Genomic DNA, 21999 nt, shown 5'->3' with positions numbered 1-21999 from the left:
CATAAAGATCGACCGGCCGGAACGCCTGCTCGCGTTCGCGCTATTTCGGTATCAAAGGCGGCTGCGGCGGTCGAGCCAGGCTGCGCCCTGGAGTGCGGCCAGGATGATGATCACGCCGATCACCACCCTCACCTCGGGCACCTCGTCAAAGAAGACGTAACCGGTGATGGTCACGAAGACGATCGAGAGGTAGCCGACGGGCGCGAGCACGCTGGCATCGGCGATCCGATAGGCGCGCAGGAAACAATATTGTCCGAGTTGGGCGAGGAAGCCGATGCCGAGCAGCGGGATCCAGTCGAAGGGCATGACCGGTTTCCAGGTGAAGACGGCCGGCACGGCGGTGATGACCGCGAGGCCGACCGTGTAGAAGACCATCATCACGGTGGTGTTCTCGTCCTTCAACGCCCGGGTCTGGATGATCGCCAGCGAACCAAAGACGACCGAAACCAGGACGACCAGAACCTCGACATCGAAGCTCGACGTGCCGGGCGCCATGACGATCAGCACGCCGATGAAGGCAAGGCCGGCGCCGAGCCAGCGGATGCGGCTCACTGTCTCGCCGAGCATGGCGACCGCCATGGCCATGGTGATCAACGGCCGGGAGAACCCGACCGCATTGACCATGGCGAGCGGCAACATGGTGATGGCGAGGAAATTGCTGGTCAGCGCCACCGCATTGCAGGAAATGCGAAAGATATTCCGCCAGGGGTGTTTGACCCGGCGCATCTCGGCGCGATGCCGCCAGATCAGCGGCAGGATGAACAGGAGCCCGATCATCGCCCGGATGAAGACGAGCTGGAAGGCCGGATAGGTCGCTCCTTGCGCCTTCACCAGCGCGGTCATGCCGCCGGAGACCAGCGTCATGTCGAGAAGCAGCCAACCGATGCCGGTGCGGGCGTTCGAGGCCCGCTCGGCTTCCGGCTCTGGCGTTGCCTCCGTGCTCACGCCGGCTGCACGAGGTTCGCCATCAGCCGGAAGGCACCGGGAACGAGCTTGTCGAGCTGGTGATGCAGCACGAGGCTGGTATGGGTGTGTCGGCCCTTGCCGATGGCAGCGGAGATCAGCGCGCCCTTGAGGGGCTGTTCGTTGACATCGTGCATGGCGAGCAGCGGCTCATAGGCGTCATCCCAGCGGGAGACGAAATAGAGGCCGCGTTCCTTGTCCCATCCCTGCCAGTCTTCCGGGCCGATGGTGTTCGGTCCCTTGAGCAGAACATGGTCCGGCGCAAGCACGGTGACTTCGGCCCTCGGATCGGTAACCCGCCAGCGCAGCGACGGCGAGCCGATCTCGATGCGGCGGACCGGGGTCTCGTTCGGATCCCAGCCATCGGTCGGCCGGTGATACAGGGTCACGAGGTGGCCGCCTTCCTCCACGAAGCGATGCAGGCGCTCGGTGGAGGCGGCGAGATCCTTGCGGATGCCGAAGGCGAAGATGCCGACGACGATCGTGGTGAAGCGCGACAGATCGCCGGACAACGCCTGGGCGTCGAGTTCGGTGACATCGAGGCCCATGCGGGAGAGCCACATGCCGACACGATCGGCGCCGGCGCCGACGTAACCGATCCGCGCGCCCTCGGGCAGCTTGAGGTCAACCGACAGGATTTTCAGCGTAGCGGGCGCGCGGAAACTGGTGCGGCCGATATGCCGGTAGGCGATCGGCGTGACCTGGAAGGCCGGGTGGCCATCGATCTCCGGCTCGATCTCGACGAGGCCGAGCTTGGCCGCATCGGTCGGAGAGGCAATCCAGCCGCCGTCGGTCTTCTTCATTACCCAGCCAGCGGGTGTCTTGAAGGAAACCGGCGCATTGGTGCCGGAGACATTGGCCTTGATCGGCCATTCGGTCTGCTTGGTGCCGAGCGGCACCAGCAGCGCTTCGGGCAACAGGGTCAGCGATTGGGCAGGCGTCACCGCGAACGGCTCTTCGAGATCGAAAGTGGCGGAGACGGTGCGTCCGCCAATCTCGGCCGAGATTTTTACATGCGCATGGCCGTTGCCGCCGAGCGCCGACCAGCCGGGCAGATAGAGGCCGGAAAGCGCTGCGTCCGACGTCGCGGTTAGCGCGAATACGCGGTCATGGGCGAGCGACTGGACGGAGGACGAGACGCCGGCCGGCAGAATCGGGAGAATATCGACCTTGTGGCTCGAAGCGCCTTCGCCGAGCTCGACGGTGAGTGTCGCAGCACCGCCGGGAGAGATGGCGGAGGGATCGGCATAGGCGCGCTCGAAGATCGCGGCCGCATCCAGGATCGCGGCATCGACTTCCGTCCGTTTGCGGGCGATGCGGTGCCCGTGCAGAGCCGTGAACTCTTCCGGTGCGGCGGAGGCTGCGATGTCCAGCCAGCCGGCGGCCTCGTTCAGCGCCTTGATAATCGCGTCGCGATCCGGGAACGCTGCTGACGCCACCGCAATGGCGGCATCCGCGGAGCGCAGGGCTTCCGCCGCATTGGCAGGCAGGCCGGCGAATGCGGCAAGTTCGGTCAGCGATGCCGGCAGGTCCTCGAGCACCGACTGCTCGGATTTCGAGCGCGTGGCGGAGAGCTTCAGGTGCAGCTGCCAGTCCTTCTCCGGACGCTTCGGCCAGTGACCCATGCCTTGGGAGGCGTGATAATAACGCGACCATTCGCCGATCCGGTCATAGTCCGCGCCGGTCGCCGGATCGCGGCCCTCGGCCACAACCGTCACCGTGGTGTCCGGCGGCGGCACTTCGTCGTCATAGGTATCGCCGCCGCCGGACCAGGCCGGCAGGTAATATTTCGCGACCTTCCAGGGCCTCAGGCCCTCGGTGAAATGTTCTGGATAGGCATTGGGGTCGGCGGCGAGTGTGATCGCGGTCTCCGCGGCCCGGGTCATGGCGCGGTGATGGCCATGCTGGCCGGGGACGTCGAGGAAGGTCGGGATGACGATGTCCGGACGCTCCGTCCGATAGGCGCGCACCAGCCGCTCCACCGTGCGGGCCTCGCCCCAGCGGGTGAAGGTCGCGTCGCCATCCTTGGAGAAGCCGAAATCGTGGACCGGGTCGGTCGGGCCGTGGCCGAGCCAGGAGACGTCACCGTCGATCGCGCGGGCCGCCTCTTCCAGTTCGCGGGAGCGTATCACGCCGAGCGGGCCGAGACGTTCGGGGCCGAGCGCGTTCTGTCCCCCCTCGCCGCGTGTCGAGCAGGCGATGATGACGCGCATGCCGAGGCCGAGGCGGAACCAGGCGAGCATACCGTTCTGCTCGTCGTCGGGATGGGCGCCGGTGTTCATCATCGTGACCGTCGACTTCAGCCGCGAAAGCTTGCGGTGGAGCCGGACGAGCGAGGGATCGGCCATCTGCCGTTCGATGCGTTCGCGGGCGGTCAGCATGAAAACTCTCCTCAATATGTCATGCGGGAATATCGGCAAGCGCGGCAAGCGAGGTTTCCAGCTTGGGCGTCACCATGTCGAAAAGCGGAAGGGCGGCAGCGCCGAGTGCTGCGGTCAACTGCCCCGTCTGGCCGCGCAGGACGCGCGGCAGATCGCGCTGCCTGCGGCTTGCGACCGAGGTCGGCAGGTTGCCCATACGGGCGACGATGTCCTCGATGATCGCATCCGGCAGCGCGCCGCCGAGGATCACGGTCTGCGGATCGAGGATGTTTTCCAGCATGGCGACCATCGGGCCGAGATAGGTCGCCGCCTCGTCGATCCATTCCTCGACGACCGGGTGGTGATCCGCGTGCAGCGTCTCGAGATCGGAAAACTCGGTGTCGGAAATACCGACGCAGCTCAGCTTTTCCTTCAGCACATAGGCGGAAACATAACCTTCCAGGCAGCCGAGCTGGCCGCAGGAGGGGCAGGGCCTGCCCTTCGGCACGACGGTGACGTGGCCGATCTCGCCGGCATTGCCGAAGGCGCCGCGATAGGGCGCGCCGTCCTGGATGATGCCGAGGCCGATGCCGACACCGAAATAGATCATGCAGAAATTCGAGATCGCCAGGCCCGCGCCGAACAGTCGCTCACCGACGGCCGCCGCCGTCGCGTCGTTTTCGACAATCACCGCATGGCCGCAGGCCTCGCTGAGCGCCTGGGCGGCATCGAGCCCCGCCCAGCCCGGCAGCGTCGTCGGGCCGACCGAGGTCATGCCGTCGATCTCGAACGGACCGGGCATGACGACGCCGGTGCCGAGCAGCTTTGCGCCGACCAGTTCCGTGACCGCGGCAAGCTCGGCTGCGAAAGCGGGCAGGATATGCCCGGGAGTGGTATCTTTCAGCGGCGTGATGCGCTTTGCCCTGAGCCCGCCGGACAGATCGAGCGCCACCGTCACCATATGGTCGGCGGCGATCTCGACGCCGATAGTGGCGCCGCCCTCGGGATTGACCGCAAACTGGATCGGCGGCTGGCCGCGGCCGGATTTCAGCCGGCCCATTTCCATCAGCAGCCCCTCGCCCGCCAGGTCATCGACGATGTTGGCGACGGCCTGGGGCGTCAGATGGGTGAGCTTGGCGATATGGGCACGGCCGAGCGAGCCGTGGCGGCGCACCACATCCAGCACGACGCGACGGTTGTGTTCGCGGCTGCGTTCAGGGTTCTTGCCGATAGCCACCGGGTGTGTGCCGATCGTGTGTATGGTCATTTCGCCCACCTTCGGTTGGCAGAATTCATAACGCCGGGAAACCGCATCCGGCAATAGAATAATTCAAGTAAATTATCTTATTGACAAAAGACCTCACTCAGGAAACCGTAAGGGTAGGGCTGGGGCAAAGCGCCGCAGCACGTCAAAGGGAGGTTCGCCTCCCCGGAAACCAATAAACGCGTCGGGCTGCGGTCGCATCCGAATGCAGGGAACAATCAGTCCCCAAGACCGGAGCACCCGGCGGGGCAAATGGAGGCTCACATGCGCAAGGCAACTTTGTTCGCCGGTCTCGTCGCCGGTTTCAGCACATTCGCATTCAATTCCGCGCAGGCGGTCGAAATCGAATACTGGCAGTATGTCTTCGAGACGCGTGTGAAGGCGATGGACCAGCTCATCACCGAGTTCCAGAAGGCCAATCCGGGCATCACCGTCAAGCAGGTCACCTTTCCCTATGCCGACTACCAGACGCGTGTGATCGCCGCCAACATGGCCGGCAACGGTCCCGACGTCATGCAGCTGTTCTACGGCTGGCTCGACAAGTTCGTCGCCGGCGGCCTTCTCGCTCCGCTGCCGAAGGATGCCTTCCCGCATGCCAAGATCGAAAGCGAGTTCTTCCCGATCGTCAAGGCGATGAAGCGGGGCGACGATTATTACGGCCTGCCGACCGCCGTGCGCTCGCTCGCCCTGTTCTACAACAAGAAGCTCTTCACCGAGGCCGGCCTCGACCCGAGCAACCCGCCGAAGACGCTCGACGAGTATGTCGCCGCCGCGCAGAAGATCGCCAAGCGCGACGCTTCCGGCAACCTCCTCGTCGAAGGTTCGACGCTCGACATGGGCGGCCAGGACCACCAGTGGTGGCGTGAAGTCCTGATCCGCCAGTTCGGCGGCGTGCCCTATACCGACAACGACCAGAAGGTCGCCTATAACAGCGAAGCGGGCGTCAAGGCCCTGAAGTTCTACACCAGCCTGCAGCTCGAAAAGAAGATCGGCGCGGCCGGCTTCATGGACGAAGGCCAGGCGGCCTTCCGCGGCGGCAAGGCCGGCATGACCATCGACGGCACCTTCCGCCTCGGCGCCTTCAAGAGCATCAAGGACTTCGAATGGGGCGTGACCGAACTGCCGGCCAATGCTCAAGGCGTGCGCTCCAACTATGCCAGCTATTTCGCCAACGGCATCAGCGCCAAGGCGAAGGGCGAGGAGCTCGAAGCGTCGAAGAAGTTCCTGGCCTACATCACCTCTCCGGCCGCCATGGACATCTGGCTGAAGACCGTCGGCGAATTGCCGGCGCTCCGCTCCGCAGCACTGACCGAAACCAACCTGAAGGATCCGATCTACGCACCGTTCCTGAAGGGCCTGGAATACGCACACACCACACTGTTCATGGATGAGCAGGCCCAGCGCCAGAACGCCATCGACATGGCAAACCGCGTGCTGCTTCAGGGTCAGTCCGTCGAGGACTCGATCAAGCAGGCGGCCGCAGCCGAGCAGGAAATCATCGACGCGGCCAAGCCGTAAGGTCCGGAGCCGGTCATGGCAGCGATTGAACAGCAGGGGGCGGCGTCCGGCCGCCCCGGCGGATCCCAAGGGACATCCTTTGGCGACCGCTTTTCCATGCGGACGCGGCGCCTCGTCTGGGTCTGGAGTTTCCTTGCCCTGCCGATCCTCTTCTACGCGATCATCCGCTTTTATCCGACGTTCCAGGCTTTCTACCTGTCGTTCACCAACTGGGACCTGCTGCGGCCGGCAAAATTCATCGGGTTCGCCAACTATATCAAGCTCTTCAAGGACCCACAGTTCTGGAAGGTGTTCAAGAACACGTTCACTTACCTGATCGTCGGCACGCCGATCAGCCTGGTCGTCGCCTTCACGATCGCCTTCTTCCTCGATCGCGTCCGCTTCATGCACAGTTTCATCCGGGCGCTGTATTTCCTGCCGTTCCTGACCACGGCCGCGGCGATGGCCTGGGTCTGGCGCTGGTTCTACCAACCGCCGCCGATCGGCATCATCAACGACGTGTTCGGCATGCTCGGCATTCCGCAGCAGCCCTTCATCCGCTCGACCGACCAGGCGCTGTTCTCGATCATGGTGACGGCGATCTGGGCGGGCCTCGGCTTCCAGATCATCATCTTCATGGCGGGCCTGCGCGCCATTCCGGGCACGTTCTACGAAGCCGCACGCATCGACGGGCTCGGCGAATGGGCGATCCTTCGCAAGATCACCCTGCCGCTCCTCAAACCCACCACCGTCTTCCTCGTGGTGTTCTCCTCGATCGGTTTCCTGCGCATCTTCGACCAGGTCTACAACATGACCACCAACGATCCCGGCGGGCCGCTCGGATCGACCAAGCCGCTGGTTCTGATGATCTACCAGACCGCCTTCAACTCCTATGCGATGGGGTATGCCGCGGCGCAGACGGTGGTGCTGTTCACCATCCTGCTGATCGTATCGCTGCTGCAGCTCTGGATCCTGAGGGAAAAGAAATGAGCGAAGCCACTCGCCTCAGCCACGGCAGGGTCCGGCCCGGCCTGATCGTCACCTGGACGGTGCTGTTCATCGGCGGCCTGATCATGGTCTCGCCGCTCGCCTTCATGTTCTCGACATCGCTGAAGACGGCCGACCAGATCTACGACCTGCGCCTCATTCCCGCGGCGCCGACGCTTGCGAACTATATCGCGGTGCTCGCCGACGGGCGGTTCATGCGCTGGTTCTTCAACTCGACGCTGATCGCCGTCATCGTCACCGTGTCGAACTGCTTCTTCGACAGTCTCGTCGGCTATACGCTCGCCAAATTCGAGTTCCGCGGCCGTTATTTCATCTTCCTCGCAATCCTCTCGACGCTGATGATCCCGACCGAGATGCTGGTCATCCCGTGGTACCTGATGTCGAGCCAGCTCGGCTGGCTGGACAGCTACTGGGGCATCATGTTTCCCGGCATGATGACGGCCTTCGGCACCTTCCTGATGAAGCAGTTCTTCGAAACCGTGCCGAACGACTTCATCGAGGCGGCGCGCGTCGACGGGCTCAACGAATTCCAGATCTGGTGGAAAGTGGCACTGCCACTGGTGACGCCGGCGCTTTCGGCGCTTGCGATCTTCACCTTCCTCGGCAATTGGACGGCGTTCTTCTGGCCGCTGATCGTCACCACCAGCAAGGAACTCTATACGCTGCCGGTCGGGCTTTCGAGCTTCGCGGTCGAGCAGTCCATCCAGTGGGAAATGATCATGACGGGGGCTGCAATCGCCACCCTTCCCACCCTTCTCGTCTTCCTCGTCCTGCAGCGCTACATCGTCCGCGGTGTGATGCTGGCGGGCCTAAAGGGATAATGCAAGGATAAACCCATGGCGGACATCAACCCGCGCCTTTCCGACACCAGCACGTTCCCCGATCCGGTCTACAAGGAAACCGTGCTCCGGCCGCTCTTCGACGGCGCCAAGAGCCACCATGTGGACGGTTTCCGCCGAATCGACCGGGCGCATCTCGTGATGCTGGTCGAGACCGGCATCCTCGACAAGGAAATCGCGTCCAAGATTGCCGGCGCATTGGAGGCGATCGACACGGAAATCGATCCGTCCACGCTCGTCTACACAGGCGAGGTGGAGGACTTCTTCTTCCTGATCGAGAAGGAACTGAAGGCCCGCATCGGCGTCGATATCGCCGGGCGCCTGCATACCGCCCGGTCGCGCAACGACATCGACCACACGCTCTTCAAGCTCGGGCTGAAGGACAAGATCGATGCGCTGATGGGCAAGGCTAGGCTGCTGCTGGCCGCGATGGTCGATGCCGCCGAGCGCAACAAGACGACCCTGATCGTCGCCTATACGCATGGCCAGCCGGCCCAGCCGACGACGTTCGGCCACTACTTGTCGGCCGCGATCGAAATTCTGATCCGCGATATCGAGCGGTTTGCCGAAGCCCGGAAAATCGTCGACCTGTCGCCGATGGGGGCTGCTGCAATCACCACCTCGGGTTTCCCGATCGACCGCGCCAGGGTCGCGGAGCTGCTCGGCTTCTCTGCGCCCCTGCGCAACTCCTATTCCTGCATAGCCGCGGTCGACTATACGACGTCCACCTATTCGGCGATCGAGCTGATGTTCCTGCATCTCGGCCGCCTGATCCAGGACTTTCAGTTCTGGACGAGTTTCGAAGTGGGGCAGATCTACGTGCCGAACGCGCTGGTGCAGATCTCCTCGATCATGCCGCAGAAGCGCAATCCGGTGCCGATCGAGCATCTGCGCCATCTCGCCAGCCAGACGATGGGCCGCGCCCGCACCGTTCTCGACGTGATGCACAACACGCCCTTCACCGACATGAACGACAGCGAAGGCGAGACTCAAAGCATGGGCTACGAGGCCTTCGCTTCCGCCTCCCGCGTGCTCGACCTGCTCGCGGCGCTGATTGCCCAGATCAGTATCGATCCGGAGCGTGTCGACCAGAATATCCGCCGGTCCTGCATCACCATTACCGAGCTTGCCGACTCGCTGGTGCGCATCGAAGGGCTTTCGTTCCGCGAGGCGCATGAGATTGCCGCAGCGACGGCAAGGAGCGTCGTCGCGTCGAAGGGCGACCTTCCGAATGACGGCTACGAGCCCTTCCTCAAGGCCTTCGAACATTCGGCCGGCCGCAAGCCTTCCGTCGACCTCCAGAAGTTCAAGGAGATCGTTTCGCCCGAACATTTCGTCGCCGTGCGCGCCCGTTTCGGCGGTCCCGCGCCAGAGCCTATGAACGCCGCGATATCTGCCTATCGCGACAAGCTTGCCGCCTTCGAAGCCGAAGCCAAAAAGGCTGCGGACCATGAGGCGAAGGCAGCCACTGAGCTGAACCAGAAATTCACCGCCCTGACGGGAGCCCGCTGATGGCGACGATCGAACTTGAAAAACTGGTGAAGCGTTACGGCAAGGTCGAGGCCGTCAAAGGCATCGACCTGCAGATCGCCGATGGCGAATTCGTCGTCTTTGTCGGTCCCTCCGGCTGCGGCAAGTCGACGACGCTCCGGATGATCGCAGGGCTGGAGGAAATCTCCGGCGGCACGCTGAAGATCGGCTCGGAAGTGGTCAACGAGCGCGAGCCGAAGCAACGCAACATCGCCATGGTCTTCCAGAACTATGCGATCTATCCGCATATGACCGTGCGCCAGAACATCGGTTTCGGACTATATACCTCCAAGCTCGACAAGGCCGAAAAGGACAAGCGGATCGAGGAAGCCGGCAAGATCCTCGGCCTCGAAGCCCTGCTCGACCGCCGGCCGGCGGCACTTTCCGGCGGCCAGCGCCAGCGCGTCGCGATCGGCCGCGCCATGGTGCGCGATCCCTCCGCCTTCCTGTTCGACGAGCCCCTTTCCAACCTCGACGCCCAGCTTCGTGCGCAGATGCGCATCGAGATCAAGCGGCTGCATCAAAAGCTGAAGACCACCACCGTCTACGTCACCCATGACCAGATCGAGGCCATGACCATGGCCGACCGGATCGTGGTGATGAAGGACGGCGTGATCCTGCAGGTCGGCACGCCTTCGGAACTTTATGACAGCCCGGTCGACGTGTTCACCGCCCGCTTCATCGGCAGCCCGTCGATGAACCTCGTGCGTGGCCGTCGCACCGCTTCGGGTGCGGCAATGGCACCGGTCGGCGATATCCTGATCGGCGTGCGCCCGCATGACCTGATCGCCCATGCCACCGTTACCGGCAGCAGTGGCTTCACGGTGACCGGAACGGTCTCGGCCGTCGAGCCGTTGGGGCCGGAAACGCTGGTGCATCTGGACGTGGCCGATACATCGATCATCGCCACCGTGCGCGAAAAATTCGTGCCGACCGTCGGAAGCACGCTCACCTGCGAAGCCGCTCCCGGCGACCTCTACCTCTTCGATGCCAGCACAGAGAGATTTCTGGGCCGTTCATGATGACGCATGCAGAGAAAAGATCCGCGGTGCTCAGCATCGGGCGGATCTATTGCGACCTGATTTTCACGGGCCTCGGCCACCTGCCGGTGCTCGGCCGTGAGATCTATGCCAGCGGCATGGAGATCGCGGCCGGCGGCGGTGCCTTCATCGCGGCCGCCCATCTTGCCCATGCCGGCCGCAAGGTAGCGCTTGCCGCCCGGCTCGGCACGGATTCGCTGTCGGCGGGCGTCGAAGAGCAGATCCGCGACAGCGGCGTCGACCTGCGTTTCATCGAACATGCGCAAGATGCCGGCCCGCAGGTGACGGTCGCGGCCGTCGTCGGCCAGGACCGTGCCTTCCTCACCCGCCGCGCCGGGCCTGCCCTGCCCGCCACACTCGATGCCGCGCTCGAGTGGGATGAAGCGCGCCACCTGCACATCGCCGAATATGCGACGCTGCACGAGATACCGGACCTCGTTTCCCGCGCCAAGAAAAAGGGCCTGACCGTGTCGCTCGATCCGAGCTGGGATGCGACGCTGATCTATGACCGCGGCCTGTTGCGCGCCTGCGAGGGCGTCGATCTCTTCCTGCCCAATCTGGAAGAGGCGGAAGCGATCACCGGTTCGGCCGATCCTGAAGCCGTGCTCGCCAAGCTGTCGCCGGCGTTTCCGCTGGTCCTCCTGAAGGGCGGTGCCAAGGGCGCCTGGGCGATGTCGAACGGCCGGATGCTGCATGCGCCGGCGGAGACGGTGCCGGTGATCGACACAACCGGGGCCGGCGACGCCTTCAATGCCGGCTTTATCGATGCCTGGCTGAACGAGGCATCGGATGAAGCCTGCCTCAAGGCAGGCATCCGGTTCGGCAGCCGCGCCGTCCAGGCCGCCGGCGGCGCCAAGCTGCTCGCGAGCGGCGATTAGCAATTCCAGGAAATGTGGAGCGGTTTTCCGTCCGGAATTGCGAATGAATGAAGCCCTTCAGGCGATCGCGCGGTCGTTGGCGTCGAAGCGGTGCAGGCTCGCCCTGTCCGGTGTCGCGAACACCACGTCGTCGGGCGCATAGGCATGTTCGCCGAATAGGCGGACGGTCAGAAGGCCGGTCGCTTCTGTTTCCAGGTAGACGATCGTGTCGGCGCCGAGATGTTCGACATGGATGACCTTGCCCTTCCAATCGCCGCTTTCGCTGGAGAGGGCAATGTGTTCCGGGCGAACGCCGATCGTCTTGGCGCCGGTTTGGCCGAGCTTTTCGGCAGGGATGAAATTCATCTGCGGCGAACCGATGAAACCTGCAACGAAGACGTTAGCCGGCTTGTTGTAAAGCTCCATCGGCGAGCCGACCTGCTCGATCGCGCCGGCGTTCAGCACGACGATCTTATCGGCGAGCGTCATCGCCTCGACCTGGTCGTGGGTGACGTAGATCATCGTCGCCTTGAGCCGCCGATGCAGGCCGGCGATCTCCAGGCGGGTCTGGACGCGCAAGGCGGCATCGAGGTTCGACAGCGGCTCGTCGAACAGGAAGAGTTTCGGTTCGCGCACGATGGCGCGGCCGATCGCGACGCGCTGGCGCTGGCCGCCGGAAAGCTCCGCCGGGCGGCGGGCGAGATAGGGGTCGAGCGACAGCATGCCGGACGCCTTGGCGACGCGCGTATCGATCTCGGCCTTTTCGGTACCGGCCTGCTTGAGGCCGAGGCCCATATTGTCCTTGACCGTCAGGTGCGGATAAAGCGCGTAGGACTGGAAGACCATGGCGATACCGCGCTTGGCGGGCGGCGTATTGATGACTTCCGCACCGTCGATCCTGACGCTGCCGCTGGTCGCATCTTCAAGGCCGGCGATGACCCTGAGCAGCGTGGACTTGCCGCAGCCGGAGGGACCGACGAAGATCACGAACTCGCCGTCCTGGACCTCGAGATCGATGCCCTTCAGTACCTCGTGAGGACCGAAGGCCTTGCGGATGGATTTCAGTTGAAGCGAACCCAAGGGCGTTTTCCTTACAAACCGGACTTTTAGAGGCGGACGGGTGCGCCGGTGCGCACGCTTTCGTCCGCCGCAAGGCAGATGCGCAGCGACTGGACGGCATCGTCCATGTGCCGGGTGAGATCGATATCTTCGCGGATCGCTTTCAGCACATAGGCCTGTTCGAGATCGCAGAGTTTTTGATGATCCGGCTCGCCGGTCATGGCGAGGTCCTCGTCGCGGCGGACGAACTGGCCGTCCGGGCCGGTCTCTGCCGAATGGACCCGGATGACCGAGGTCTTGGTGTGGGTATCGATGTCGTCGGACTTCGCCTTGGCATCGACCAGGATAGATACCGAGCCCTTCGGCGACATGACGTCCTTCACGAAGAAGGCCATTTCCGACATCATCGGCCCCCAGCCGGCCTCGTACCAGCCGACCGAACCGTCCTCGAACAGAACCTGCATATGGCCGTAATTGTACATGTCCGGAGCGACCTCGTCGGTCATGCGCAGGCCCATGCCGCGGACTTCGACGGCTTTCGCGTCGGTGATCTGGCACCAGACGTCCACATAATGAACGCCGCAATCGACGATCGGCGGGGTGGTCTGCATCAGCGCCTTGTGGACGTCCCACTTGGACCCCGAGGACTGCTGGTTGAGATTCATGCGGAAGACGTAGGGCGGGCCAAGCTTTCGAGCTTCCTCGATCAACCGCATCCAGGAAGGGTGGTGGCGGAGGATATAACCGACCACGAGTTTGCGGCCGTGCTTCTTCGCTGCCGCGACGACCCGCTCGGCATCGGCGACCGTGGTCGCCAGCGGCTTCTCCACGAACACGTCGCAGCCAGCCTCGAAGGCCATGACCGCATAGTCGGCGTGGGTATCGGAATAGGTGTTGATCGAGCAGAGATCCGGCCTAGCCTCGTTCAGCGCCTGCTCGAAATCGGAGAACATCGGATAGGCTTCGAGCCCGGCCGGCAGGTCGCGCCGCGAGCGGTTGACGAGGCCGACGATCTCGAAGCCCGGATTGTCGTGATAGGCGAGTGCGTGGCTTCTGCCCATGTTGCCAAGGCCTGCGACGAGGACGCGGATGGGGCGGGTGGAATTCATGTGTTTGTCTCCTTGTTTGAGACAGCGTGCCGGGTCGCCCCCTCATCCGCCTGCCGGCACCTTCTCCCCGCTGGGGAGAAGAGGATATGCCGCGACGTGGCTATTCCCTCCTCTCCCCTCGGGGAGAGGGTGGCCGAGCGGAGCGGAGGCCGGGTGAGGGCGCGCGCCCTATCCTCACATGCGGACACCATCACTTCACCGCCCCAGACGTAATCCCGCGGATCAACTGCCGCGAGAAGATGACGTAAAGAACCATGACCGGAAGGATGGCCAGCGACAGGGCCGAGAGCACGGCGTTCCAGTTGGTGACGAACTGGCCGATGAACATCTGGGCGCCCAAGGTCACCGTCTTGGTGGCCTCGCCGGGGGCAAGGATCAGCGGGAACCAGAGGTCGTTCCAGATCGGGATCATGGTGAAGACCGCGACCGTCGCCATGGCCGGCCTGACGAGGGGAAGAACGAGGCGGAAGAAGATCGCATATTCGGACAGGCCGTCGATACGACCGGCGCTTTTCAGGTCGTCGGAGACGGTGCGCATGAATTCCGACAGGATGAAGATCGCCAGCGGCAGGCCCTGCGCCGTGTAGACCAGGATCAGCGACGTCAGCGTGTTGACGAGCCCGGCCGCGACCATGCCCTGCAGGATTGCCACAGTGCCCAATCGGATCGGGATCATGATGCCGAGCGCCAGATAGAGCCCCATCAGCATGTTGCCGCGGAACCGGTATTCGGACAGCGCGAAGGCGGCCATGGCGCCGAACAGCAGGACGAGCGCGATCGAGACGACGGTGACGATCAGGCTGTTCTGGAAATAACCAACGAAATTGCCCTGGTTCAGCACGGTCTGGTAACCGATCAAACTGAAGGTCGAGGGTGTCGGCAGGGCCATTGGCTGGCTGAAGATCGCGCTGCGGCTCTTGAACGAATTGGCCAGCGTCAGGAACACCGGAAACAGCGCCACCAGCGTATAGGCGATCAGCGCCAGGTGGATGAAGGCTGCACGGACGGGGGCGGAGCGGGCTTTCGACATATCTGGCGCTCCTTCAGAACTGGTAGCGGCGCATGCGCCGCTGGATGACGAAAAAATAAAGCGCGACGCCGGCGAGGATGATCAGGAACATCACGGCCGCGATGGTGGCGCCCATGGAACGGTCTCCCATCTGGTTCTGGAAACCGAAGAAGGTGCGGTAGAGCAGCGTGCCGAGAATGTCGGTCGAGCCGTTGGGGCCGGCAAGCGCGCCCTGCACGGTGTAGACCAGGTCGAAGGCGTTGAAATTGCCGACGAAGGTCAGCACCGAGACGATGCCGATCGAGGGCAGGATCAGCGGCAGCTTGATCTTCCAGAACTGACTCCAGCCGGTAATGCCGTCGCATTCGGCGGCTTCCAGCACCTCATCGGGGATGTTCAAGAGCGCCGCATAGATCAGCATCATCGGGATGCCGACATATTGCCAGACGGAGATCAGCGAGACGGCGATGAGCGCAGTTTCCGCCTTGCCGAGCCAAGGCGCAAAGGCCCATTTCAGGCCGACGAGATCCATCAGGCTCGGCGCGATCCCCCAGATCGGCGACAGGATCAGCTTCCAGATGAAACCGACGATGACGAAGGAAAGCAGCGTCGGCACGAAGATCGCCGAGCGGTAGAAGGCGGCGAACCGCAGGCCGGGCAGCGACAGCATGGCGGCGATCGCAATGCCGACCGGGTTCTGCACCAGCATGTGGATGATGAAGAAGATGACGTTGTTGCGGAGCGCATTCCAGAAATCGGCGGAAAGGCGCGGATCGCCGAACAGGATCTGGAAATTGCGGAAACCCACGAAGGCGAGCTGGCCTTCGACGATGTTGAAGAACGATAACCGCAGCGTCTCGATCAGCGGCAGGATCATCACCGCCGTATAGACGAGGAAAGCGGGCGCCAGGAAAACGGCGATATGCCAGCGGGTGGCGCGCTTCACCGGAACCGTTTCGATATCGGCAATTTCGGTATCGCTCATGGGTTTGGGTTCCGGTGGGTTGTGTAGGAATTATGCTCCCGGGCGGGAGGTCTATTTAGACAAAAAGACCCCTCCCCAACCCCTCCCCACAAGGGGGAGGGACTAACCTGCCTCACCGTTTCGGCAAGGACGAGCCGGTTCAGCGAGTTTTCTCCCCCCTTGTGGGGGAGATGGCCGGCAGGCCAGAGAGGGTCTCAGAGATGCTTACTTCGCCGGCTTATACCAGCTGTCGAGACCCTTCTGGGTTTCGGCAGCGGCCTGTTCCGGGGTCTGGGTGCCGTTGATGACGTTGGCCGAAACACGCCACATTTCGAGGTCGAGGTTCGGTTGGCCACGGCCGACGACGGCAGCGCTCGGGCGGATCGTCTGCTTGCAGTTCTGGCGCCAGGAGACGAATTCCTGGGCAAGAGCGTCCTGCATCTTCACCGGCGTCGAGTTCAGGCTGAAGAAGCCTGGCGCGGCGTTGGCATAAAGATCGGCAAATTCCGGCGAAGCGACCCAGGACAGAAATTTCTTCGCAGCTTCGAGGTTCTTGCCCTTGGCGTTGAGGCCGATGCCGATGTCGTTATGGTCGGAAATGTAGCAGGTATCGCCTGCCTTCTTCACCGGCGGCGGGAAGGCGCCCATTTCGAAATCGGCCTGCGCCTTGAACGGAGCGATTTCCCAGGAACCGGCCGGATAGATGGCGGCGCGGCCGAGCGTGAAGAGGTTCTGGCTGTCCGGATAGGTCTGTGCTTCGAAACCGTCGCCGAGATAGGGCTTCCACTTGGCGAGCGTCTTGTAGGGATCGACCCAGTCGGCGTCGGTCAGCTTTTCCTTGCCTGCGATCAGCGCCTTGCGGCCGTCCTCGCCCTTCCAGTAGTTCGGGCCGATGTTGTAATAACCCATGGTCGCCGCTTCCCACTGGTCCTTGGTACCCATGGCGAGCGGAATGTATTTGCCGTCCTTCTTGAATTTTTCGAGGACCGCAAAGAACTCGTCCTCGGTCTTCGGGATCTGGACGCCCACATCCGCAAAGGCCTTCTTGTTGTAGATGAAGCCGTGGATGACGGAAGCCATCGGCACGCAGAACGTGGTCTTGCCGTCGTCGGTGCTCCAGGCGGACTTGCCGACGTCGGAGAAGTTGGAAATGCCCGGCAGGTCGTTCAGCGAGGCAAGCTGGCCCTTCTGGAACATGGCGAGCGACAGGTCGAACGGACGGCAGGTGATGAGATCGCCCGCGGTGCCGGCTTCGAGCTTGGCATTGACGGCGGAATTGTATTCCGTCGGCGCCATCGGCGCGAAGCTCACCTTGATGCCCGGGTTCTTGGCCTCGAAGGCCGGGATGATCTTCTGCTGCCAGATCGGCAGGTCGTCATTGCGCCAGCTCTCGATGGTGAGCGTTGCGGTCTGCGCGGACGCGCCGGTCGCGACAAGGCCCGCCGGTGCAAGTACGGTCGTGGCAAAAAGTATGCTTTTCAATATGCGTGTCATGATGTTCTCCCTTTTATATGCGCCTTCAGGCGCGTTTCATGGAACTCTTGGACGCCTGCAATTCGGCAAGCGCTACGCGCAGCATATCGTCCGAACGTGCAAGCAGGCCCTTGGCGGCCTCGACATCGATCGCGCCCGCAGCAAGCAGAACCGCGACCTTCACCGAACCTTCGGCGGTATCGATCCAGATGCGGGCCGCGTCGAACCCGATGCCGGCAATATCGGCCACGATGCGGGCGGCGCGGGCGCGCAGCTTGCCGTTATCGGCACGCAGGTTGACCATATGGCCGTCATGCACGTGGCCGAGTTTGACGGCGGTAAGCGTCGACAGCATGTTGAAGGCGATCTTCTGGGCCGTGGCAGCACCCATGCGGGTGGAGCCGGCAACGACTTCCGGCGGCGTTTCGAGCAGGATCGCCGCATCGGCGCCCTCGAACAGCCTTGCGCCGGCATTGTTGGCCATCGCCACGAGTTTCGCGCCGCGGCGTTTCGCGGTTTCAGCGACGGCGACCGTGTAGGGGGTCGAACCGCTCGCGGACACGCAGATGATGCAATCCGCCGCATCGACGATATCGGCATCACGTTCGCCGAGCGAGGCATCGTCTTCGGGACCACCGGGCAGATCGGCAATGGTCGGAACACCGCCGGCAAACAGGATGGCGATCCGTTCTGGCGGTATGCCGTATGTGCCAGGCAGTTCCATGGCATCGGCCATCGCCACGAGGCCGGCGCTGCCGGCGCCCGCGTAAACCACCTTGCCGCCGGATTTCAAAGCGGCGGCCATGAGGTCGGCGGCTTTCGTGATAGCGGGGATGGCATGGTCGACAACCTTGGCTGCCGCCTGTTGGCCTGAGGCGAGAAGCACGAGGATTTCGGCGGGCGCAAGCGTATCGAGCCCTTCCGCTTTCCCATGTCTTGCCTCGGTGGCAGTTCTGCTCATCCGGTTTCTCCCTCTCACCCAAAATGATGCCAAAAAAATACCAATTGTCCAGAAGGAAAATTAACTTTTATGAACGGATCGATAACTTCGGCAAAAGTTCCGCCAAATATAGCCATATAATCAACAGGATGAAACCTGCGACTTGAGATTTTTGAAATCATGCTTGGTTATTGGTACGTTTTTGGTATTATTCGGTCCGGAGGTACCCATGGCGGCCTATTTTATCGGAATCGATGGCGGCGGAACAAGCTGCCGCGCGGCACTTGCTGACGGAAACGGCAGAATCCTCGGCCGCGGCAAAAGCGGCGCTTCCAATATCCTGACCGACCCCGACACGGCCCTCAGGCATATCGCCGAGGCGTCCCGCCTCGCTTTTGCCGAAGCCGGGCTTGAGCCGGACCTTTCCGCCACATCCGCCGTTCTTGGCCTTGCCGGCAACAATGTCGGCGATGCGGTAAGTTATGTGCAGGCACGGCTGCCTTTCAGGCAGTCGGATATCGTGTCGGACGGCGTGATCGCGCTGCAGGGAGCAATCGGCAACGAGGATGGGGCGATCGGGATCGTCGGCACCGGCACGGTCTATATCGCCCGGCATGAAGGCAAGCTTCATTCGGTCGCCGGATGGGGCTTTCAGGTGAGCGACCTCGGCAGCGGCGCCCGGCTCGGCCAGCTCGCACTGCAGGAAAGCCTGCTCGCCTACGACAACATCCATCCGATGTCCGGCCTGTCAAAAGCTATTCTCGCCGAGTTCGACGGCAATCCGGAAAAGGTGGTCGATTTCGCCCGGCTGGCGAAGCCCGGCGATTTCGGGCGTCATACGCCCAAGGTGTTCGACTTCGCGCGGCAGGGCGACGAGGCGGCTATCCGCATTCTCAAGACTGAGGCAACGGGCATCGACGAGGCGCTTGACGCCGTGAACCGTATCACCCGGGGGAAAGGCCGGCTTTGCCTGCTCGGCGGGCTTGCGCCGCTTTATCCCGAATATCTGGCCGAACGGCATCGCGCCCGGTTGTCCGAACCGCTGGCCGACGCGCTGACCGGCGCGGTGGCGCTTGCGGTCAAGACCTATGGGGCGCGGGCGGAGCTTCGCGCATGAACCAGATGCTCGCCGCCATCCTGCCGCTCGACGGCCTGCAATCGGCCGGCACCGGGCCGCTTTACCGAAAGCTGCGCCAGAGCCTCGAAGAGGCGATCCGCACCGGCAAGCTCGGCCATGGCGACGCCCTGCCGGCCGAACGCGATCTCGCCGACTACGCCAATGTCAGCCGCGTCACCGTGCGCAAGGCCGTCGACGATCTCGTCAAGGACGGACTGCTCACCCGCAAGCACGGCTCGGGCACGTTCGTGGTCAAGCCGATGTCGCGCGTCGAGCAGCCGCTCACCCGCCTCACATCGTTTACCGAGGACATGGCGCGGCGTGGGCTGGTGACGCGATCCGAATGGCTGGAGCGTGGGCTTTTCCACCCCTCGCCCGAGGAAATGATGATGCTCGGCCTTGCGCCCGGCACCAGGGTCGCCCGCCTTGGACGCCTGCGCCTCGGCAACGACATGCCGCTTGCGATCGAGCGCGCCAGCATTTCCGCCGATTTCCTGCCCGATCCTTCCGTGGTGACCAATTCGCTCTATGCCGAACTTGGAAAAAAGGATGCCCGGCCGGTGCGTGCCATACAGCGGATATCCGCCTGCAATATGAAGAACCCGGATGCCGGGCTGCTGGCCGTGCCGATCGGTTCCGCCGGGCTTTCGATCGAGCGGGTTTCCTATCTGGCGTCCGGCCGCGTGGTGGAACTCACCCGCTCGCTCTATCGCGGCGATGCCTATGATTTCGTGGCCGAGCTCTCGCTCGGCGAAAACTGATCTTCGAGGACGATGTTATGCTGACCAATATGACCAATATGCGCAAAGAGATCGACGAAATACCGGAAGCGGCCGCGCGCCTGCTCGACGGCTCGGCGGCCGAGCTTGCCGCTGCCGGCCGGGCGCTGCGCGAAAAGGACCCTGCCTTCCTGATCACCATTGCACGCGGCTCCTCCGACCATGCGGCGACCTTCATCAAATATGCCGTCGAACTGACCGCCGGCCGGCCGGTGGCATCGCTCGGTCCGTCGCTTGCCTCGATCTACGGCGCCAGGCTGAAGCTCGACGGCGGTGCGGCGATCGCCATTTCCCAGTCCGGCAAGAGCCCGGATATCGTCGCGATGACTGAAGCCGCGGCCAAGGCCGGCGCCGTCACCGTGGCGCTCACCAATACGCTCCCCTCGCCGATCGCAAGCGCTTCGGCTCACGCGATCAATATCAATGCAGGGCCGGAACTCGCTGTTGCCGCGACGAAGTCCTTCGTCAACTCGATCGTTGCCGGCCTTGCGCTGCTGTCGGAGTGGGTCGGCGACGAGGCGCTGAAGGCAGCCATTCGCAACCTGCCGGGGCATTTCGAAAAGGCCGTCAAGCTCGACTGGAGCGCGCTCGCCAACGAGCTCGGCGATGCGGAATCGCTCTACATGCTCGGCCGCGGCCCGGCACTGGCGATCGCCAGCGAGGCGGCGTTGAAGTTCAAGGAAACCTCCAACATGCATGCCGAAGCCTATTCGGCGGCCGAAGTGCTGCACGGGCCGGTCGCGTTGGTCGAAAAGCGTTTTCCGGTCGTCACCTTCGCGGCACGCGATGCGGCCGAAGCCTCGGCCATCGAGATTGCCGACAACCTGGCGGCCAAGGGCGCCCTCGCGTTTGCGACCTCCGACAAGGTCAAAGACGCCCGCAGGCTGCCCTTCGTCGCGACCGGCCACCCGATCACCGATGCGCTGACGCTCATCCTGCCCTTCTACGGCTTCGTCGAAGCCTGGTCGCGCGCCAAGGGCTTTAATCCCGATGCGCCTGTCGCACTCAAGAAGGTGACCGAGACGCTATGAGCACGTCGAAAGCCATTACCGGCGCCCGCATCTTCGACGGCACCTTCTGGCACGAGGATGCCGCGCTCGTTTTTGCGGACGGCAAAGTCGAAGCGATCCAATCGACATCCAAGCTGCCGGAAGGCATCGAGAGGATCGATGCCGGAGACGGGCTGATCGTGCCGGGCTTCATCGACCTGCAGGTGAATGGCGGCGGCGGTGTGTTGTTGAACGAGGAGCCGACGGTCGCCGGCCTCAGGCAGATCTGCGCCGCGCATGCGAAATTCGGCACCACCGCCCTGTTGCCGACGTTGATCACCGACACCTACGAGATCACGTCCAGAACGGTCGAGGCCGGCAAGCAGGCGAAGGCGGAAGACGTGCCGGGTTTCCTCGGCCTGCATCTCGAAGGTCCGCATCTTTCGATCGCGCGGAAGGGCGCGCATGACCCGAAGCTGATCCGGCCGATGGAGGAGAAGGACATCGAACTGATGCTCTCCTGCCGCGGCGTTTTCGATGCGATGATGATCACCGTCGCGCCGGAGAATGTCACGACGCAACAGGCCGAGAGGCTGGCGCGGGTCGGCTTCATGGTGAGCCTCGGCCATACCGACACGACTTATGAGACCGCCAAGGCCTATGCCGAGGCCGGCGTTCGCACCGTTACCCATCTGTTCAATGCCATGAGCCCGCTCGGCCATCGCCAGCCGGGCGTCGTCGGCGCGGCACTCGATATCGGCTCGCTCTATGTCGGGATCATTGCTGACGGCATCCATGTGCATCCGGCCGCGATGGGCGTCGCGCTGCGCGCCAAGAACGGACCTGGCAAGATCTTCATCGTCACCGACGCGATGTCGACCATCGGCACCGACATGAAGAGCTTTACGCTGAATGGCCGCGAGATCCTGCGCCAGGACGGGCGCCTGACGCTCGCCGACGGCACACTCGCCGGCGCCGACATCGACATGATCTCATCGGTCCGGTTTGCGCATGAGGCGCTCGACCTGCCGGTCGAGGAGGCATTGCGCATGGCATCCACCTATCCGGCGGAGGCCGCCTATCTTGCCGACCGCAAGGGTGCGCTGAAACCCCATTTCGACGCGGATTTTGTATTGTTGACTGATGACCTCGGCATGAAGAGCACCTGGATCGGCGGCATGAAGGTTCATCAGCAATAAGAC

19 protein-coding genes are annotated in these 21999 nt (G+C 63.3%); 10 read left to right on the top strand and 9 right to left on the bottom strand.

All coding sequences use genetic code 11. The features are described 5' to 3' along the window. Window positions 1–51: 51 nt before the first annotated feature. The 3 genes from ACSQ3G_RS21205 to ACSQ3G_RS21195 are packed head-to-tail and all read right to left on the bottom strand — an operon-like array spanning window position 52 to window position 4590. Window positions 52–945: a DMT family transporter gene (locus ACSQ3G_RS21205; RefSeq protein WP_436111430.1), complete on the bottom strand. Its 894-nt coding sequence runs from the start codon at window positions 943–945 to the stop codon at window positions 52–54. After that, window positions 942–3344, bottom strand: coding sequence for a PIG-L family deacetylase (locus tag ACSQ3G_RS21200; protein WP_436111429.1), 2403 nt, complete (start codon window positions 3342–3344; stop codon window positions 942–944). Before ACSQ3G_RS21200 ends, ACSQ3G_RS21205 begins: the two co-directional genes overlap by 4 nt. A 19-nt stretch (window positions 3345–3363) precedes the next feature. Beyond that, window positions 3364–4590 carry an ROK family protein gene (locus tag ACSQ3G_RS21195; RefSeq protein ID WP_105424836.1) on the bottom strand — a complete coding sequence of 409 codons (1227 nt, stop codon included), beginning with the start codon at window positions 4588–4590 and terminating at the stop codon, window positions 3364–3366. A gap of 249 nt (window positions 4591–4839) precedes the next feature. On the opposite strand from ACSQ3G_RS21195, the gene ACSQ3G_RS21190 reads away from it, so the two are divergent. From ACSQ3G_RS21190 to ACSQ3G_RS21165, 6 genes are read left to right on the top strand one after another with little or no spacing between them, the layout of a single operon-like run. Then, on the top strand, window positions 4840–6105 hold the full coding sequence (locus tag ACSQ3G_RS21190) for a sugar ABC transporter substrate-binding protein (protein ID WP_436111428.1): 1266 nt from the start codon (window positions 4840–4842) through the stop codon (window positions 6103–6105). Between the two features lie 15 nt (window positions 6106–6120). Next, complete coding sequence (locus ACSQ3G_RS21185; protein ID WP_105441323.1) at window positions 6121–7074, top strand: carbohydrate ABC transporter permease; 954 nt, start codon at window positions 6121–6123, stop codon at window positions 7072–7074. Beyond that, complete coding sequence (locus tag ACSQ3G_RS21180; RefSeq protein ID WP_105441324.1) at window positions 7071–7913, top strand: carbohydrate ABC transporter permease; 843 nt, start codon at window positions 7071–7073, stop codon at window positions 7911–7913. The genes ACSQ3G_RS21185 and ACSQ3G_RS21180 overlap by 4 nt, the downstream gene beginning before the upstream one ends. A gap of 15 nt (window positions 7914–7928) precedes the next feature. Continuing rightward, window positions 7929–9443 (top strand): argininosuccinate lyase, encoded by a 1515-nt coding sequence (gene argH, locus ACSQ3G_RS21175; protein WP_436111427.1) that lies wholly within the window; start codon window positions 7929–7931, stop codon window positions 9441–9443. Next, window positions 9443–10483, top strand: a complete 1041-nt coding sequence (locus ACSQ3G_RS21170; protein ID WP_436111426.1) for an ABC transporter ATP-binding protein — start codon at window positions 9443–9445, stop codon at window positions 10481–10483. Before argH ends, ACSQ3G_RS21170 begins: the two co-directional genes overlap by 1 nt. Beyond that, window positions 10480–11379, top strand: a complete 900-nt coding sequence (locus ACSQ3G_RS21165; RefSeq protein WP_436111425.1) for a carbohydrate kinase family protein — start codon at window positions 10480–10482, stop codon at window positions 11377–11379. Before ACSQ3G_RS21170 ends, ACSQ3G_RS21165 begins: the two co-directional genes overlap by 4 nt. 57 nt (window positions 11380–11436) lie before the next feature. On the opposite strand, the gene ACSQ3G_RS21160 is transcribed toward ACSQ3G_RS21165, so the two are convergent. From ACSQ3G_RS21160 to ACSQ3G_RS21135, 6 genes are all read right to left on the bottom strand, one after another. After that, window positions 11437–12438 (bottom strand): ABC transporter ATP-binding protein, encoded by a 1002-nt coding sequence (locus tag ACSQ3G_RS21160; protein ID WP_436111424.1) that lies wholly within the window; start codon window positions 12436–12438, stop codon window positions 11437–11439. Between the two features lie 26 nt (window positions 12439–12464). Beyond that, the gene (locus tag ACSQ3G_RS21155; protein ID WP_436111423.1) at window positions 12465–13526 is read right to left on the bottom strand and encodes a Gfo/Idh/MocA family protein; all 1062 of its coding nucleotides are present in this window, start codon (window positions 13524–13526) and stop codon (window positions 12465–12467) included. Between the two features lie 190 nt (window positions 13527–13716). Beyond that, window positions 13717–14556 carry a carbohydrate ABC transporter permease gene (locus tag ACSQ3G_RS21150; RefSeq protein ID WP_436111422.1) on the bottom strand — a complete coding sequence of 280 codons (840 nt, stop codon included), beginning with the start codon at window positions 14554–14556 and terminating at the stop codon, window positions 13717–13719. Window positions 14557–14569: 13 nt separating this feature from the next. Beyond that, window positions 14570–15520, bottom strand: coding sequence for a carbohydrate ABC transporter permease (locus ACSQ3G_RS21145; protein ID WP_436111421.1), 951 nt, complete (start codon window positions 15518–15520; stop codon window positions 14570–14572). Between the two features lie 204 nt (window positions 15521–15724). Beyond that, window positions 15725–16993, bottom strand: a complete 1269-nt coding sequence (locus tag ACSQ3G_RS21140; protein ID WP_436111420.1) for an ABC transporter substrate-binding protein — start codon at window positions 16991–16993, stop codon at window positions 15725–15727. Window positions 16994–17018: 25 nt separating this feature from the next. Further along, window positions 17019–17933, bottom strand: a complete 915-nt coding sequence (locus ACSQ3G_RS21135) for an N-acetylmuramic acid 6-phosphate etherase (RefSeq protein WP_436111419.1) — start codon at window positions 17931–17933, stop codon at window positions 17019–17021. Window positions 17934–18141: 208 nt separating this feature from the next. Here ACSQ3G_RS21135 and ACSQ3G_RS21130 point away from each other — a divergent pair, with 208 nt between their 5' ends. The 4 genes from ACSQ3G_RS21130 to nagA are packed head-to-tail and all read left to right on the top strand — an operon-like array spanning window position 18142 to window position 21996. Then, the gene (locus tag ACSQ3G_RS21130) at window positions 18142–19029 is read left to right on the top strand and encodes a glucosamine kinase nucleotide-binding domain-containing protein (protein ID WP_436111418.1); all 888 of its coding nucleotides are present in this window, start codon (window positions 18142–18144) and stop codon (window positions 19027–19029) included. Then, complete coding sequence (locus ACSQ3G_RS21125; RefSeq protein WP_436111417.1) at window positions 19026–19790, top strand: GntR family transcriptional regulator; 765 nt, start codon at window positions 19026–19028, stop codon at window positions 19788–19790. The genes ACSQ3G_RS21130 and ACSQ3G_RS21125 overlap by 4 nt, the downstream gene beginning before the upstream one ends. Before the next feature lie 17 nt (window positions 19791–19807). After that, window positions 19808–20839: an SIS domain-containing protein gene (locus ACSQ3G_RS21120; RefSeq protein WP_436111416.1), complete on the top strand. Its 1032-nt coding sequence runs from the start codon at window positions 19808–19810 to the stop codon at window positions 20837–20839. Further along, a complete protein-coding gene (nagA, locus tag ACSQ3G_RS21115) occupies window positions 20836–21996 on the top strand; it encodes an N-acetylglucosamine-6-phosphate deacetylase (RefSeq protein WP_436111415.1) in 1161 nt (386 codons plus the stop codon). Before ACSQ3G_RS21120 ends, nagA begins: the two co-directional genes overlap by 4 nt. Window positions 21997–21999 lie beyond the last annotated feature (3 nt).

This window comes from Neorhizobium tomejilense, assembly GCF_964254135.1.
Taxonomy (GTDB): domain Bacteria; phylum Pseudomonadota; class Alphaproteobacteria; order Rhizobiales; family Rhizobiaceae; genus Neorhizobium; species Neorhizobium tomejilense.
This window is presented reverse-complemented; position numbering and strand designations above follow the sequence as displayed.

Coding starts and splice junctions, on each gene's coding strand:
- ACSQ3G_RS21135 (WP_436111419.1), bottom strand. CDS start 17,933: ATGAGCAGAACTGCCACCGAGGCAAGACATGGGAAAGCGGAAGGGCTC.
- ACSQ3G_RS21155 (WP_436111423.1), bottom strand. CDS start 13,526: ATGAATTCCACCCGCCCCATCCGCGTCCTCGTCGCAGGCCTTGGCAAC.
- ACSQ3G_RS21140 (WP_436111420.1), bottom strand. CDS start 16,993: ATGACACGCATATTGAAAAGCATACTTTTTGCCACGACCGTACTTGCA.
- ACSQ3G_RS21200 (WP_436111429.1), bottom strand. CDS start 3,344: ATGCTGACCGCCCGCGAACGCATCGAACGGCAGATGGCCGATCCCTCG.
- ACSQ3G_RS21180 (WP_105441324.1), top strand. CDS start 7,071: ATGAGCGAAGCCACTCGCCTCAGCCACGGCAGGGTCCGGCCCGGCCTG.
- nagA (WP_436111415.1), top strand. CDS start 20,836: ATGAGCACGTCGAAAGCCATTACCGGCGCCCGCATCTTCGACGGCACC.
- ACSQ3G_RS21170 (WP_436111426.1), top strand. CDS start 9,443: ATGGCGACGATCGAACTTGAAAAACTGGTGAAGCGTTACGGCAAGGTC.
- ACSQ3G_RS21120 (WP_436111416.1), top strand. CDS start 19,808: ATGCTGACCAATATGACCAATATGCGCAAAGAGATCGACGAAATACCG.
- ACSQ3G_RS21130 (WP_436111418.1), top strand. CDS start 18,142: ATGGCGGCCTATTTTATCGGAATCGATGGCGGCGGAACAAGCTGCCGC.
- ACSQ3G_RS21150 (WP_436111422.1), bottom strand. CDS start 14,556: ATGTCGAAAGCCCGCTCCGCCCCCGTCCGTGCAGCCTTCATCCACCTG.
- ACSQ3G_RS21165 (WP_436111425.1), top strand. CDS start 10,480: ATGATGACGCATGCAGAGAAAAGATCCGCGGTGCTCAGCATCGGGCGG.
- ACSQ3G_RS21145 (WP_436111421.1), bottom strand. CDS start 15,520: ATGAGCGATACCGAAATTGCCGATATCGAAACGGTTCCGGTGAAGCGC.
- ACSQ3G_RS21190 (WP_436111428.1), top strand. CDS start 4,840: ATGGAGGCTCACATGCGCAAGGCAACTTTGTTCGCCGGTCTCGTCGCC.
- argH (WP_436111427.1), top strand. CDS start 7,929: ATGGCGGACATCAACCCGCGCCTTTCCGACACCAGCACGTTCCCCGAT.
- ACSQ3G_RS21125 (WP_436111417.1), top strand. CDS start 19,026: ATGAACCAGATGCTCGCCGCCATCCTGCCGCTCGACGGCCTGCAATCG.
- ACSQ3G_RS21195 (WP_105424836.1), bottom strand. CDS start 4,590: ATGACCATACACACGATCGGCACACACCCGGTGGCTATCGGCAAGAAC.
- ACSQ3G_RS21185 (WP_105441323.1), top strand. CDS start 6,121: ATGGCAGCGATTGAACAGCAGGGGGCGGCGTCCGGCCGCCCCGGCGGA.